Annotated in this window: 15 protein-coding genes; 7 read left to right on the top strand and 8 right to left on the bottom strand. The window is 70.4% G+C overall.

Annotation, left to right across the window (positions count from 1 at the left end):
• Positions 1-359: 359 nt before the first annotated feature.
• Complete coding sequence (locus tag ACFVYS_RS31775; protein WP_389507651.1) at positions 360-1001, bottom strand: DNA-3-methyladenine glycosylase; 642 nt, start codon at positions 999-1001, stop codon at positions 360-362.
• Positions 1002-1152: 151 nt separating this feature from the next.
• Between ACFVYS_RS31775 and ACFVYS_RS31770 the strand changes: the two genes are divergently transcribed.
• From ACFVYS_RS31770 to ACFVYS_RS31760, 3 genes are all read left to right on the top strand, one after another.
• Positions 1153-1935 carry a sporulation protein gene (locus tag ACFVYS_RS31770; protein ID WP_389507649.1) on the top strand — a complete coding sequence of 261 codons (783 nt, stop codon included), beginning with the start codon at positions 1153-1155 and terminating at the stop codon, positions 1933-1935.
• A 120-nt stretch (positions 1936-2055) separates the two neighbouring features.
• Positions 2056-2595 carry a YbhB/YbcL family Raf kinase inhibitor-like protein gene (locus tag ACFVYS_RS31765; protein WP_389507647.1) on the top strand — a complete coding sequence of 180 codons (540 nt, stop codon included), beginning with the start codon at positions 2056-2058 and terminating at the stop codon, positions 2593-2595.
• Positions 2596-2792: 197 nt separating this feature from the next.
• Positions 2793-3299: an HNH endonuclease gene (locus ACFVYS_RS31760; protein ID WP_389507645.1), complete on the top strand. Its 507-nt coding sequence runs from the start codon at positions 2793-2795 to the stop codon at positions 3297-3299.
• A 70-nt stretch (positions 3300-3369) separates the two neighbouring features.
• Here the strand turns inward: ACFVYS_RS31760 and ACFVYS_RS31755 are convergent, their stop codons facing one another.
• From ACFVYS_RS31755 to ACFVYS_RS31745, 3 genes are all read right to left on the bottom strand, one after another.
• Positions 3370-4329 carry an SPFH domain-containing protein gene (locus ACFVYS_RS31755; RefSeq protein ID WP_389507643.1) on the bottom strand — a complete coding sequence of 320 codons (960 nt, stop codon included), beginning with the start codon at positions 4327-4329 and terminating at the stop codon, positions 3370-3372.
• 142 nt (positions 4330-4471) lie between these two features.
• On the bottom strand, positions 4472-4903 hold the full coding sequence (locus ACFVYS_RS31750) for an NfeD family protein (RefSeq protein ID WP_389507641.1): 432 nt from the start codon (positions 4901-4903) through the stop codon (positions 4472-4474).
• 53 nt (positions 4904-4956) lie between these two features.
• Positions 4957-5754 (bottom strand): ABC transporter ATP-binding protein, encoded by a 798-nt coding sequence (locus ACFVYS_RS31745; protein WP_054239278.1) that lies wholly within the window; start codon positions 5752-5754, stop codon positions 4957-4959.
• A gap of 153 nt (positions 5755-5907) precedes the next feature.
• Here ACFVYS_RS31745 and ACFVYS_RS31740 point away from each other — a divergent pair, with 153 nt between their 5' ends.
• Complete coding sequence (locus ACFVYS_RS31740; RefSeq protein WP_389507639.1) at positions 5908-6696, top strand: hypothetical protein; 789 nt, start codon at positions 5908-5910, stop codon at positions 6694-6696.
• 215 nt (positions 6697-6911) lie between these two features.
• Here the strand turns inward: ACFVYS_RS31740 and ACFVYS_RS31735 are convergent, their stop codons facing one another.
• From ACFVYS_RS31735 to ACFVYS_RS31720, 4 genes are all read right to left on the bottom strand, one after another.
• Entirely contained in the window at positions 6912-7151 is a 240-nt protein-coding gene (locus tag ACFVYS_RS31735; protein ID WP_389507637.1) for a chaplin, read from the bottom strand.
• A 193-nt stretch (positions 7152-7344) separates the two neighbouring features.
• Complete coding sequence (gene chpE, locus ACFVYS_RS31730; RefSeq protein WP_057599241.1) at positions 7345-7590, bottom strand: chaplin ChpE; 246 nt, start codon at positions 7588-7590, stop codon at positions 7345-7347.
• Positions 7591-7780: 190 nt separating this feature from the next.
• Positions 7781-8422 carry a response regulator gene (locus tag ACFVYS_RS31725; protein ID WP_389507635.1) on the bottom strand — a complete coding sequence of 214 codons (642 nt, stop codon included), beginning with the start codon at positions 8420-8422 and terminating at the stop codon, positions 7781-7783.
• A complete protein-coding gene (locus ACFVYS_RS31720; protein ID WP_389507633.1) occupies positions 8415-9560 on the bottom strand; it encodes a GAF domain-containing sensor histidine kinase in 1146 nt (381 codons plus the stop codon). The genes ACFVYS_RS31725 and ACFVYS_RS31720 overlap by 8 nt, the downstream gene beginning before the upstream one ends.
• A gap of 242 nt (positions 9561-9802) precedes the next feature.
• Here ACFVYS_RS31720 and ACFVYS_RS31715 point away from each other — a divergent pair, with 242 nt between their 5' ends.
• From ACFVYS_RS31715 to ACFVYS_RS31705, 3 genes are all read left to right on the top strand, one after another.
• Positions 9803-10501: an SDR family NAD(P)-dependent oxidoreductase gene (locus tag ACFVYS_RS31715; protein ID WP_389507631.1), complete on the top strand. Its 699-nt coding sequence runs from the start codon at positions 9803-9805 to the stop codon at positions 10499-10501.
• The gene (locus ACFVYS_RS31710) at positions 10498-11637 is read left to right on the top strand and encodes an S-adenosylmethionine:tRNA ribosyltransferase-isomerase (RefSeq protein WP_389507629.1); all 1140 of its coding nucleotides are present in this window, start codon (positions 10498-10500) and stop codon (positions 11635-11637) included. Before ACFVYS_RS31715 ends, ACFVYS_RS31710 begins: the two co-directional genes overlap by 4 nt.
• Before the next feature lie 302 nt (positions 11638-11939).
• Complete coding sequence (locus ACFVYS_RS31705) at positions 11940-12671, top strand: transglycosylase SLT domain-containing protein (protein WP_389507627.1); 732 nt, start codon at positions 11940-11942, stop codon at positions 12669-12671.
• The last annotated feature ends 30 nt before the right edge of the window (positions 12672-12701 follow it).

The raw sequence follows: 12701 nt of genomic DNA, 5'->3' as shown, positions 1-12701 counted from the left end.
GGAACGGACGCTTCCTTTGTACTCACCCGAGAGACTCTCTCAGGCTTTCCTCCGGGCGCTTCCCTTCGGTCTTGCGTTTCCGACTCTATCAGATCCTTTTCTTGATCCGATTCCCTGTCGGGGGGATTGTCTTGGGCCTTTGGCTTTCGCCTGTCGGCCTTTCGACATTCACTACGTTAGCCGATTCCCTCCGCAACTCATAATCGAGTTCCGCGCGGTTGGAATTCGGGCATGCGGACATGCCGAATTCGCTCCCGCTGAGGGGCGTTGTAGGTAGTGGGTTGGCCGCTTCCGACTGCCGACGAATGTCGTACCCGGTCAAGCGGCTCGGGCTACATTACGCGCCGGCCAACAGCGAGTCAACTTCGGCGACGCCTGGGGACGTGTGCCCGATACGGGCTCACCGTCGGGTCGTCGGCGATCCAGTAGCGCCAGGGGTGGACCGCTCCATCGCCGGACACTCCGGTGCGCGGGCCGCTGCGTACCTGGTCGGAGGTGACCGGGGTACCGGTCAGGATCCTCAGGGGGGTGTCCCCCGCGGCGCAGGCGTCCGTGCCGTCGAGGGCCCGGTCCACATCCAGGGCGGTGGCCAGCCGGGCGGGGCCTTTGGCCAGTTCCTTGTCACTTCGGGCCGAGAGTCGACGTTTGCGGGCCGACTCGGCGCCCTCGACGATCTCGCCGGCGCGGAGCAGGACGGCGCCGGCCATGCCGTCCGGGCCGCAGACGAGGTTCATGCAGTGCCACATGCCGTAGGTGAAGTAGACGTACACGTGTCCGGGCGGACCGAACATCACGCTGTTGCGGGCCGTGGGACCGCGATAGGCGTGGGAGCCCGGGTCGTTCGGGCCGTCGTAGGCCTCGACCTCCGTGAGGCGCAGGATGATCGGACCGTCGGGGGTCGTACGGACGAGGTGACGGCCGAGCAGATCCTGGGCCACCTCCAGGACAGGGCGGTCGAAGAAGGTCCTGGGGAGGGGCGTACGGTCGGGGGTCGCGATCATGCTCTCCGAGCGTAGTGCAGACGCGTGGGTGCGTCGGGGTGGTCAGCGGGCATCCGCCTTGCCAGGGTGTGGGGCACGGAACCGGCCGCGCCGGGATCGCGTATGTAGGGGTCGAGGGATCCCGTAAGAAGAAGGTCGTAGAGGGAGAGACATGGCGTTCAAGAAGCTGCTCGCGAGTCTGGGGGCCGGCGGCGCTTCGGTCGAGACGGTGCTGACCGAGGTCAACGTCGTTCCGGGCGGTGTCGTGCAGGGTGAGGTGCGGATCCAGGGCGGGTCCGTCAACCAGCAGATCGAGGGTCTCTCGGTCGGGCTTCAGGCCAAGGTCGAGGTCGAGAGCGGCGACCAGGAGTACAAGCAGGACATCGAGTTCACGAAGCTGCGGCTCGGGGGTGCCTTCGAGCTCCAGGCCGGTGCCGTGCACGCGGTGCCGTTCGGGCTCGAGATCCCGTGGGAGACGCCGGTCACGACGATCGACGGTCAGACGCTGCGCGGCATGAACATCGGTGTGACCACCGAGCTGGAGATCGCCCGCGCCGTGGACTCCGGTGACCTGGACCCGATCAACGTGCACCCGCTGCCGGCGCAGAAGGCGATCCTGGACGCGTTCATCCAGCTGGGCTTCCGCTTCAAGAACGCGGACCTGGAGCGCGGGCACATCCGCGGTACGCGGCAGAAGCTGCCGTTCTACCAGGAGATCGAGTTCTTCCCGCCGTCGCAGTACCGGGGGCTGAACCAGGTCGAGCTGAGCTTCGTGGCCGACGAGCACACGATGGACGTCGTGCTGGAGATGGACAAGAAGCCGGGGCTGTTCAGCGAGGGCAGTGACACCTTCCGCTCGTTCCAGGTCGGTCTGCAGGACTACCAGGGAACCGACTGGACGGCGTACCTCAACCAGTGGCTGTCCGAGGTCGGCAGCAAGCGCAACTGGTTCTGACACACGGAGAGGGCCCGGAGTGCCGTACGGCGTTCCGGGCCCTCTGTGCGTCCTCGCGCGGGGCGTGAAGGTCGTAGGCTCCGAAGGGAGTGCCTTTCCGATCAATCAGGAGGTGTCCAGGTGACCGAGCTGAAGAGGCGGCCGCTGCCCCACGACTTCCATCCGCCGGTTCCGTCGTTCACGGTCACGAGCGAGGATGTCGAGGAGGGGGCGACGCTCAAGGACGCCCAGGTCCAGTCGGCGGGGAACACCTCGCCCCAGCTGCGGTGGGAGGGTTTCCCCTCCGGGGCCAAGAGTTTCGCCGTGACCTGCTACGACCCCGATGCTCCGACGGGCAGCGGATTCTGGCACTGGGTCCTGTTCGACATCCCGGCCTCGGTGACCGAGCTGCCGGCAGGTGCGGGCGGCGGCAAGTTCGAGGGGCTGCCCGAGGGTGCCGTACACGCGCGCAACGACTACGGCAGCAAGGAGTTCGGCGGTGCCGCGCCGCCGCCGGGGGACGGGCCGCACCGGTACGTCTTCACGGTGTACGCGGTGGACCAGGAGAAGCTCGGTCCGGATGCCGACGCCTCGCCCGCCGTCGTGGGCTTCAATCTGCGGTTCCACGCGATCGCCCGCGCTCAGCTGATCGGTGAGTACGAGGTTCCCGCGGAGGGATGAGTCAGCTCATCGTTCATTGAACGTTTGCCCGCCTCTGGTCTTGGAAGTGATCAGAGGCGGGCATTTTTGTTGCCGGGGGTCGCGGGGGTCACCTCCCGTGGAGCAGCAGATATTGCGTTGTCCATCTCGGCGTGCCCGGCCAGAGTTGACTCCAGCCCGCCAGGGGGTGGGCCGGTGCACACAGGAGGTGGGCTGGTATGCGGGACACGCTGGTGCTGAACGCGAGCTTCGAGCCGCTGTCGACGGTGACGTTGAACCGAGCCGTCGTTCTGGTGCTTCAGGACAAGGCCGTCGTCGAGCAGGCCCACCCCGAACTACGGATGCGCGGAGCCGAGGTCGACATCCCGGCGCCTCGTGTGATCAGGCTGTGCAGGTACGTACGGGTGCCCTTCCGAAGACAAGCTCCGTGGTCGAGGCGGGGTGTGCTGATAAGGGACCGGCACCGGTGCGCGTACTGCGGTCGTCGGGCGACGACCGTGGACCACGTGGTGCCGCGGGCGCAGGGGGGTCAGGACGTGTGGCTGAACACCGTCGCCTCGTGCGCGGAGGACAATCACCGCAAAGCGGACCGGACTCCGGAGCAGGCGGAGATGCCGTTGCTGCGGCAGCCGTTCGAGCCGACGCCGGCGGACGCGATGCTGCTGGCCCTGGGGCAGGACGACCTGGCCGCGCTGCCGGAGTGGCTGACCCTGGACGCGGCGTAGCCCGTATCCGGATGTGACCGGGGCCCACCTTCGCTCGGAAGGTGGGCCCCGGTCGTGTGTTCGTGGGGGGTCAGTCGATCGACGGCTTCTCGCGGCGTTCCGAACCGCCGCCGTTGCCGCCGTTGCCGGAGTTGTTGCCCCCCGAACCCCCGCCGAAGTTGCCGAAGTTGCCCATCGCGCCGGACAACCCCTTGAGGGCGTCGCCGATTTCGCTGGGGACGATCCAGAGCTTGTTGGCGTCGCCTTCGGCGATCTTCGGAAGCATCTGGAGGTACTGGTAGGAGAGGAGCTTCTGGTCCGGGTCGCCGGCGTGGATGGCCTCGAAGACCGTACGCACGGCCTGGGCCTCGCCCTCGGCGCGCAGCGCGGCCGCCTTGGCCTCACCCTCGGCGCGCAGGATCTGGGACTGCTTCTCGCCCTCGGCGGTGAGAATGGCGGCCTGGCGCGTGCCCTCGGCGGTGAGGATCGCGGCGCGCTTGTCACGGTCGGCGCGCATCTGCTTCTCCATCGAGTCCTGGATGGAGGTCGGGGGCTCGATGGCCTTCAGTTCCACGCGGTTGACGCGGATGCCCCACTTGCCGGTCGCCTCGTCGAGGACTCCGCGCAGCGCCGCGTTGATCTCCTCGCGGGAGGTCAGGGTCCGCTCGAGGTCCATGCCGCCGATGATGTTGCGGAGCGTGGTGACGGTGAGCTGCTCGATGGCCTGGATGTAGCTGGCGACCTCGTAGGTCGCGGCCCGGGCGTCGGTCACCTGGTAGTAGATGACGGTGTCGATGTTCACGACCAGGTTGTCCTGGGTGATCACCGGCTGCGGCGGGAACGGCACGACCTGTTCGCGCAGGTCGATGCGGTTGCGGATGGTGTCTATGAACGGGACGACGATGTTGAGGCCCGCGTTGAGTGTCCGCGTGTAGCGGCCGAACCGCTCCACGATCGCGGCACTCGCCTGCGGGATGACCTGGATCGTCTTGATCAGGGCGATGAAGACCAACACCACCAGAATGACCAGGACGATGATGACCGGTTCCATCGCGGCTCCCCGTACCTTTCTCCGCCTCGGCGCTTTCGGAAGATCTTATGCCTGTTGAAGATCTTGCTGGACGAGTGTGACAGACCGTCGTGCGGCTCGTGAGGTGTTCTGTTCACTTACGTCGTGCGGGAGTTGCGCGGAGTCAGATGACGATCGCCGTGGCCCCCTCGATGTCCACGACATCGACTTCCTGACCCACGTCGTAGGCGCGGTCGGTGTCGAGGGCGCGGGCCGACCAGATCTCTCCGGCGAGTTTGATGCGGCCCCCCGAGCCGTCGACGCGCTCCAGCACAACGGCCTGTTTGCCCTTCAACGCGTCGATTCCGGTGGCGAGTCGGGGACGCTGCTTGGCGTGCCGGATCGCGATCGGGCGTACGACGGCGATCAGTGCGACGGAGACGACGATGAAGACGAGCACCTGGGCGACGGCTCCGAAGCCGAGGCCCGCCACGACGGCGGCGGCCACCGCGCCGACCGCGAACATCCCGAACTCGGGCATCGCGGTCACCACGAGCGGGATTCCGAGCGCTGCCGCGCCGACGAGCCACCACACCCATGCGTCGATGTCGTTCACACCGTCATGGTAGGGCCGCAGGTCCTGCCGGGGACAGGGCGCACGGGGAGCGGTCAGGACATCGGCAGGCCCTGTGCCGTCCAGCGGTCGCCGACCTGTTCCACGACGAGCGGGAGGCCGAAGCAGAGGGAGAGATTACGGGAGGTGAGCTCCAGCTCGACCGGGCCCGCGGCGAGGACCTTGCCCTGGCGGATCATGAGGACGTGGGTGAAGCCGGGGGCGATCTCCTCGACGTGGTGGGTCACCATGATCATCGAGGGGGCGATGGGGTCGCGCGCGAGGCGGCCGAGGCGGCGTACGAGGTCCTCGCGGCCGCCGAGGTCCAGGCCGGCGGCGGGCTCGTCGAGGAGCAGCAGCTCGGGGTCCGTCATCAGGGCGCGGGCGATGAGGGTGCGCTTGCGTTCGCCCTCGGAGAGGGTGCCGAACTTGCGGTCCAGGTAGTCGCTCATGCCGAGGCGGTCGAGGAAGGCGCGGGCGCGCTGCTCGTCGACGTCCTCGTACTCCTCCTGCCAGCCGGCCGTCATGCCGTACGCGGCGGTCAGCACCGTCTGGAGGACGGTCTGGCGCTTGGGGAGCTTGTCGGCGAGGGCGATGCCGGCCATGCCGACGCGGGGGCGCAGCTCGAAGACGTCGGTGCCGGGGCTGCCGAGGGTCTCGCCGAGGATGGAGACGGTGCCGGCGCTGGGGAAGAGGTAGGTGGAGGCGATGTTCAGGAGGGTCGTCTTGCCGGCCCCGTTGGGACCGAGGATGACCCAGCGCTCGCCCTCCTTGACCGACCAGGAGACCTGGTCCACCAGAGCCCGGCCCTCACGGACCACGGATACGTCCTGAAGCTCCAGAACATCGCTCATGAGCGCGTTGTCTCCCCTTGCTGTGTGGCCGGTCGGTTGTCGCGGGCGCCTGTGGCTCGGACCGCCGCGCATGGGTGGGCGCGGCCCCTCCGGGAAAATCTACGCCACCGGTCGGGCGGCCCGTTCCATCGGTCCGGTCCTTAGGGTGGGGGCATGCTCTCGGAACCGCGCTCTGGTCGCCTCGCCGCTTGGGGAAATGCCCTGTTGGCCGGAATTGTCTCGCCGGATGACGCCGTGCTCGCCATCGTCGGCGAGGACGCCGTGCACCGGGTGGAGGGGCTGCCCGGTGAGACGGCACCCGTCGGGCTCACCCTCGCGCTGGGGCGGCTGCGGGCGCTCGGGGTGGAGGGGCTGCGGGTGGCGCTGCCCGCGCCGGGACATCCGCTGGGGCTGAGCGGACCGCCGGAGTTCAACACGCGGGCGCTCGATGCGGAGGAGGCCGTGGTCTGTCACGGCGCCGGGTACGGGCTGGTGCCGGAGGTGTACGAGGCCGGGCCCGACGGTGATGTACATGTCGAGGTCGTGTGGCACTGTCTACCGGTGCGGGAGGCTCCACCGGCCGATGTGCCGTCGCTGGGCGAGGCGGAGCGGGAGCTGGCGGAAGCGCTGCGGGACGCCACGGCGGTGCTGGCGCGACTGGACCTGGCGGGGTCGGGGCCGGTGGCGGAGGCGGCGATCGACGCGTACCGGGCTCGGGCCGAGCGGGGGCGGGAGGTCCTGGCGCCGGGGTATCCGCCGCGGGCGGTGCGGGTGCTGGAGCTGGCGCAGCGGGTGGGGCTGCTGGTGTCCCTCGCCTATGAGAACGGGCCCGGGGGTGCGGTCAGCTCCGCGGAGATGGCGGTGCGTGCGGAGGCGTTGCGGCCCGTCGAGCGGACGGGGCGGCGGGCGCAGGTCGCGGCGTACAACTCCGTTGTGGAGGAGCGGGAGCGGGGAGTTCGGTGAGCGTGGGTGCTTGGGTGCCCTGCGTCGGTGTGGGCCTCTGGGGGTGTGAGTCTCCGGGGGCTGTGCACCAGGCCCCTCCTCGGCCCTGAACGGGCCTTGTCCGCAAGCGCCGGACGGGCCGGATCACCGGGCGGCGTTGAAATGGGAACGGCACTACAAGAGGGGCCCACGCGTCGTCCGTGACGCGTGGGCCCCTCTGTGGTGCGGCTACGACCTCAGTCGTTGACGCAGGTGTTGCCGAACGCCGGGTTCAGCACGCCGACCACGTTGATCGTGTTGCCGCAGACGTTGACCGGGATGTGGATCGGCACCTGGACGACGTTGCCCGAGATGACGCCCGGCGACTTCACGGCCGCGCCTTCCGCACCCGCGTCGGCGACGGCGGCACCGGCCGAGGCGCCCGCGGCGATACCCGCGACGGTGAGGGCCACAGCAGCCTTCTTGGCGATGTTCATGAGAAGCGTTCCTCCTGCGTTTGCGTGTCCGACCCGGCCGCGGGTCGGACACTGCCCAACGCGAAAGCGATCGGGAACGATGCGGGGCCCGCCGGGAAGACACCTCGTTCGGATCATTGGAGCGACAAACAGACCGGCCTCCCTCGGTGGGGGCCGAGGGAGGCCGGAGGTCACCGCGGGTGCGGGCGGGACCTCAGTGGTTGAGACCCAGGTTGCCGAAGGCCGGGTTCAGCACGCCGATGACGTTCACGCTGTTGCCGACCACGTTGACCGGGACGTGCACCGGGGCCTGGACGAGATTGCCCGAGACGACGCCCGGCGAGCCCTTGGCCTCGCCGAGAGCGGTGGCGCCGTCGGTGGCGGAGGCCATGCCGGCACCCGCGGCCATCAGCCCGCCGGCCACCATCGTCACGGCCGCTGCCTTCTTCAGGTTCTTCACTTCTGACCCCTCCTAGCGATTGCCGCGGCAATCGCCGCGGCACGCACTGGAGAACGGCGGCGGGCCACGAAGGATGCGCCATCCGGGGGACATTCCCACGACGGTATGAATCTCGGATCGGAAGTTAACCTTCCGCGTTGCCTCACCGGTGCGCCCCCGCGACGCTCCGGGTGGTGCGCCGGAGCGCGTGTCAGCGGGTCATGCCGTGGCGTACGGCCCACAGCGCCGCCTGGGTGCGGTCCGCGAGATCGAGCTTCATGAGGATGTTCGAGACATGCGTCTTGACGGTCTTCTCGGAGAGGACCAGGGCCCGGGCGATCTCGCGGTTGGAGCGGCCGTCCGCTATCAGGCCGAGCACCTCGCGCTCGCGTTCCGTGAGCGCGCCGCCTCTGCCCTGGCCCGAGGTGCCCTCGTCCTGGGAGAGGAGCGCTCCGGCGACCTCCGGCTGGAGCAGGATGTGGCCGGCGTGGACCGAGCGGATGGCACCGGCGAGGGCGTCGGGATCCACGTCCTTGTAGACGTACCCGGCGGCGCCCGCGCGCAGGGCCGGGACCACCGTGCGCTGTTCGGTGAAGCTGGTGACGATCAGCACGCGCGCGGGGTTGGCCAGGTCGCGGAGTCTGCGCAGGGCCTCGACGCCGTCCATGCCGGGCATCTTGACGTCCATCAGGACGACGTCGGGCTTCAACTCCTCGGCGAGGGCGACGCCTTCGGCGCCGTCGGCGGCCTCGCCGACGACCTCGATGTCGTCCTGCACCTCCAGGAAGGTGCGCAGGCCCCGGCGGACGACCTGGTGGTCGTCGACGAGCAGCACCTTGATTGCGTCAGCCACCGGGAGCCTCCATCTCGATCGTGGTGCCCTTGCCGGGCGCCGATTCCACCGTGAGCGTGCCACCGACCCCGCTCGCCCGGTCCCGCATCGACACCAGCCCGAGGTGGCGGCCGGCCCGGCGGACCGTCGTCGGGTCGAAGCCGCAGCCGTCGTCCGTGACGCGCAGGACCGTGCCCGGGCCGCGCTTGCCGAGGGCCACCTCGACACGCAGGGCCCCGGAGTGGCGCAGCGCGTTGTGGAGAGCTTCCTGGGCGACCCGCAGCAGGGCCTCCTCCTGCGCGGCGGGCAGCGCGCGGACGCCCTGGCTGGTGAAGGTCACGCGCGCGGCGTGCGCGCGGTCGAGGACCTGGATGTGGGTGCGGAGGGTGGCGACGAGGCCGTCCTCGTCGAGGGCAGCCGGACGCAACTCCACCACGGCGGCGCGCAGTTCGTCGGCGGCCTCCGCGGCGAGCGCCGCGACCTGTTGCAGTTCGCCCTTCGCGCGCGCGGGGTCGCGGTCGACCAGGGCGGTGGCGGCCTGGGCCGTCAGGCGCAGGGAGAACAGCTTCTGGCTGACCGCGTCGTGCAGTTCGTGGGCCAGCCGGGAGCGTTCCTCGGCGATCGTCAGTTCACGGCTGCGCTCGTACAGGCGGGCGTTGGTGAGGGCTATCGCGGCGTGCTGGGCGAGGATCGCGAGCAGTTCCTCGTCGTCCTCGGTGAAGCCGCAGCCGCCCTGGGGCCTGGCGCAGTTCTTGTTGGCCAGGAACAGGGCGCCGAGGACCTCGTCGCCGTCCCGGACGGGCAGGCCCAGGAAGTCGGACATCTCGGGGTGGGCGGACGGCCAGCCCTCGAAGCGCGGGTCCTTGCGGACGTCGGCGAGGCGCTGGGGCCTGGCCTCCTGGAGCATCGCCGCCAGGATGCCGTGCTGGCGGGGCAGCGGACCGATGGCCTTCCACTGCTCCTCGCCGACGCCGTCGACGACGAACTGGGCGAAGCCGCCGTGGTCATCGGGGACGCCGAGGGCGGCGTACTGCGCGTCCAGCAGTTCGCGGGCGGAGGCGACGATCGTCTTGAGGACGTCGCGGACCTCGAGGTGCCTGCTCATGGCCAGCAGCGCGGAACTCACCGCGGCGAGGCCGGACCGGGGGCCTTGACTCATGCCCTCACGGTACCGGCGGGGTGTGACAGAGCGGATCGGACCTGTGACGGCGGCGGCCTGGGACGGAGGACCTAGGTCGGAGGTCCCCGGTACCGCGCCCTAGGGCGAGGGGACCGGGTGCCCGGGCGTACGACGAAGGGCCCCTGCGGCTTGCGTCCCGCGTCCGAGGCGGGGGCGGGGGGCCGGTTCCTACGTTGGGATCACCGCCGGACGGAGGCGGATCGGACGAGGGGACGGTTGTCATGCCGGTTGCGATCATCACGGGTGCGTCGAAGGGGCTGGGGCGGGCGCTGGCCGAGGCGCTGGCCGCGCGTGGCTGGGATCTGGTGCTCGACGCCAGAACCGCGGAGGTGCTGAAGGAGACGGCGGAGGCCGTGGCGGCGCACGGGGCCCGGGTCGAGGCCCGTGCGGGGGACGTCACGGACGCGGCGCACCGGGCCGAGCTGGTGGCGGCCGCCTGGCGGCTCGGGGGCTGCGACCTGCTGGTGAACAACGCGAGCGCGCTGGGCGCCGAGCCGCTGGTGCGGCTGGCCGAGCTGCCCCTGGACGGGCTGCGGCGGGCCCTGGAGGTCAACGTGGTGGCGGCGTTGGGGCTGGTCCAGGAGGCACTGCCGCTGCTGCACGGGGCGCGGGCGGGCGCGGTGATCACCGTCAGCTCGGACGCGGCGGCCGAGGCGTACGAGACGTGGGGCGGCTACGGGGCGTCCAAGGCGGCCCTGGACCATCTCGCGGCGGTGCTCGGTGCGGAGGAGCCGGGGCTGCGGGTGTGGGCGGTGGACCCCGGTGACATGGCCACGGACCTGTACGCGGCGGCCGTACCGGACGACGGCGATCCGCGGCCGGATCCGGCCGGTGTGGCGCCGGCCTTCCTGCGGTTGCTGGACGAGCGCCCGGCGAGCGGGCGGTACGGGGCTCCGGCCCTGCTGGAGGGACGGCGATGAAGCTGGCGCCGGGGGTGCCGCCGCACGAGCGCAGCCGAGGGTGGGGGAAGGTGCCGGAGGAGCTGTCGGCGCGGGTGCCGGCTGAGCAGCGCGGGCCGGGACGGGACCGGGGCGACGTACGGCTGCTGGTGTCGCGGGGGACGGAGGTGACGCATCACGCGTTCCGGGAGCTGCCGTGTCTGCTGCGGGCCGGGGACCTGCTGGTGGTGAACACCTCGCCGACGCTGGCGGCGGCCGTGGACGGGCGGGTCGGGCACGCGCGTGTGGTGGTGCACTTCTCCACGCGCGGTGACGACGGACGGTGGGCCGTGGAGCTGCGGGAGCCGGACGGGAAGGGCACCACCCGCGCGCGTGCGGGTGGGCCCGCGGGGACCGGGGTGCGGCTGGCCGGGGGTGTGCGGCTGACGCTGGAGGAGCCGCTGAGCCCGGGGAGCGGGCGGCTGTGGTGGGCGCGGGTGTCCTCCGTCGGCGCGGTGCCCGGGCTGCTGCGGGAGCACGGGCGGCCCATCCGCTACTCCTATACGGAGCGGGATCAGCCGCTGTCCGTCTACCGGACGGTGTTCGCGTTGCCGTCGGCCGACGGGTCGGGCAGTGCGGAGATGCCGAGTGCGGCGCGGCCCTTCACCGCGGGGCTGGTGGCGGAGCTGGTGAGCCGGGGGGTGCAGTTCGCGCCGATCACCCTGCACACCGGGGTCGCCTCGGCGGAGGTGCACGAGCCGCCGTACCCGGAGCGGTTCGTGGTGTCCGAGGCGTCGGCGCGGCTGATCAACGCCGTGCGTGGTGGTGAGGGAAGTCGGGCGCGCGGGCGGGTGATCGCGGTGGGGACGACCGCTGTGCGGGCCGTGGAGTCGGCGGCCGGGGCGGACGGGGTCGTACGCGCGCGTGCGGGATGGACGGATCTCGTGGTCACTCCCGCGCGCGGGGTGCGGGTGGTGGACGGGCTGCTGACCGGGCTGCACGAGCCGGAGGCCTCACATCTGCTGATGCTGGAGGCGGTGGCGGGGCGGGACGCGATCAGCCGTGGCTACGAGGAGGCGCTGGGCGGGCGCTACCTGTGGCACGAGTTCGGGGACGTGCACCTCGTCCTTCCGGAGGAGAGTGCTGACACAGAGCATTGCGCGGGCAACTATCTGTGAGAACAGGGTGGGGCCCGTGTGAGCCCGCACATAGGGCGCGGATCACGTACTACGGGCAATAGGAGATAAAGGGGACGCGGTGATCGGGGCAGATGGTTCTATCTGTCCCGATTTGCCCTTCCCTGATCCACTATCGGGGATCGTACGTCACACCTTTGCCTGCCCTTTTTGCGGCCGCTAACAATGGCTCTCGTCGCTCAGCGCCGTGGGTTCTCCCCCGGCGGCGCCCGTGCCACAAGCACCCGCTGTCCGCCGTCGGACGAAGAGAGCGACCTCCGCGCTATTCGAAGAGGTCCATCCGCATGCCCAAGAACACTCGTAAGATCGCGATCGCCGGTGCCGCCACGCTCGGTGCCGCTGCCCTCGCCTTCTCCGTGGTGCCGGCCGACGCGCAGACGACCACTACGGACGCCGTCTCCTCGGCCCGGGTCGCCTACAGCACGACGCCGGTGCAGGCCGTCCAGGCCAGCGTGACCGACCAGCTGGCCACGACGAGCGTGAAGGTCGACGCCATCGAGGCCAAGAAGGCAGCCGCGGCCGCCGCCGCCAAGAAGAAGGCCGCCGCCGAGGCCGCCGCGAAGGCAGCGGCAGCGAAGAAGAAGGCGGCCGCAGCGGCCGCCGCCAAGAAGGCCGCCGCCGCGCGCCAGGCCAAGGAGGCCGCGAGCCGGTCCGCCAAGCGTGTCGCGGTCAAGAAGGTCGCCACCAAGAGCTACGCCAACAACCTCGACGGCTGGATCAAGCACTCCCTGGACATCATGAAGTCCAAGGGCATCCCGGGCTCCTACAGCGGTCTGCACCGCAACATCATCCGGGAGTCCTCGGGCAACCCGAAGGCGATCAACAACTGGGACATCAACGCCATCAACGGCATCCCGTCCAAGGGCCTGCTCCAGGTGATCCCGCCGACCTTCGCCGCGTACCACGTCGCCGGGACGTCATGGAACATCTACGACCCGGTCGCCAACATCACCGCCGCCGCGAACTACGCGGCCGACAAGTACGGCACGATCGACAACGTCGACAGCGCGTACTGAGCCACCTCCGCACGCCGATGGGCGGCACCC

The organism is Streptomyces sp. NPDC058295 (assembly GCF_042880655.1).
Taxonomy (GTDB): domain Bacteria; phylum Actinomycetota; class Actinomycetes; order Streptomycetales; family Streptomycetaceae; genus Streptomyces; species Streptomyces coriariae.
The sequence above is the reverse complement of the archived record's forward strand: the minus strand, read 5'-3'. Positions and strand labels throughout refer to the sequence as shown.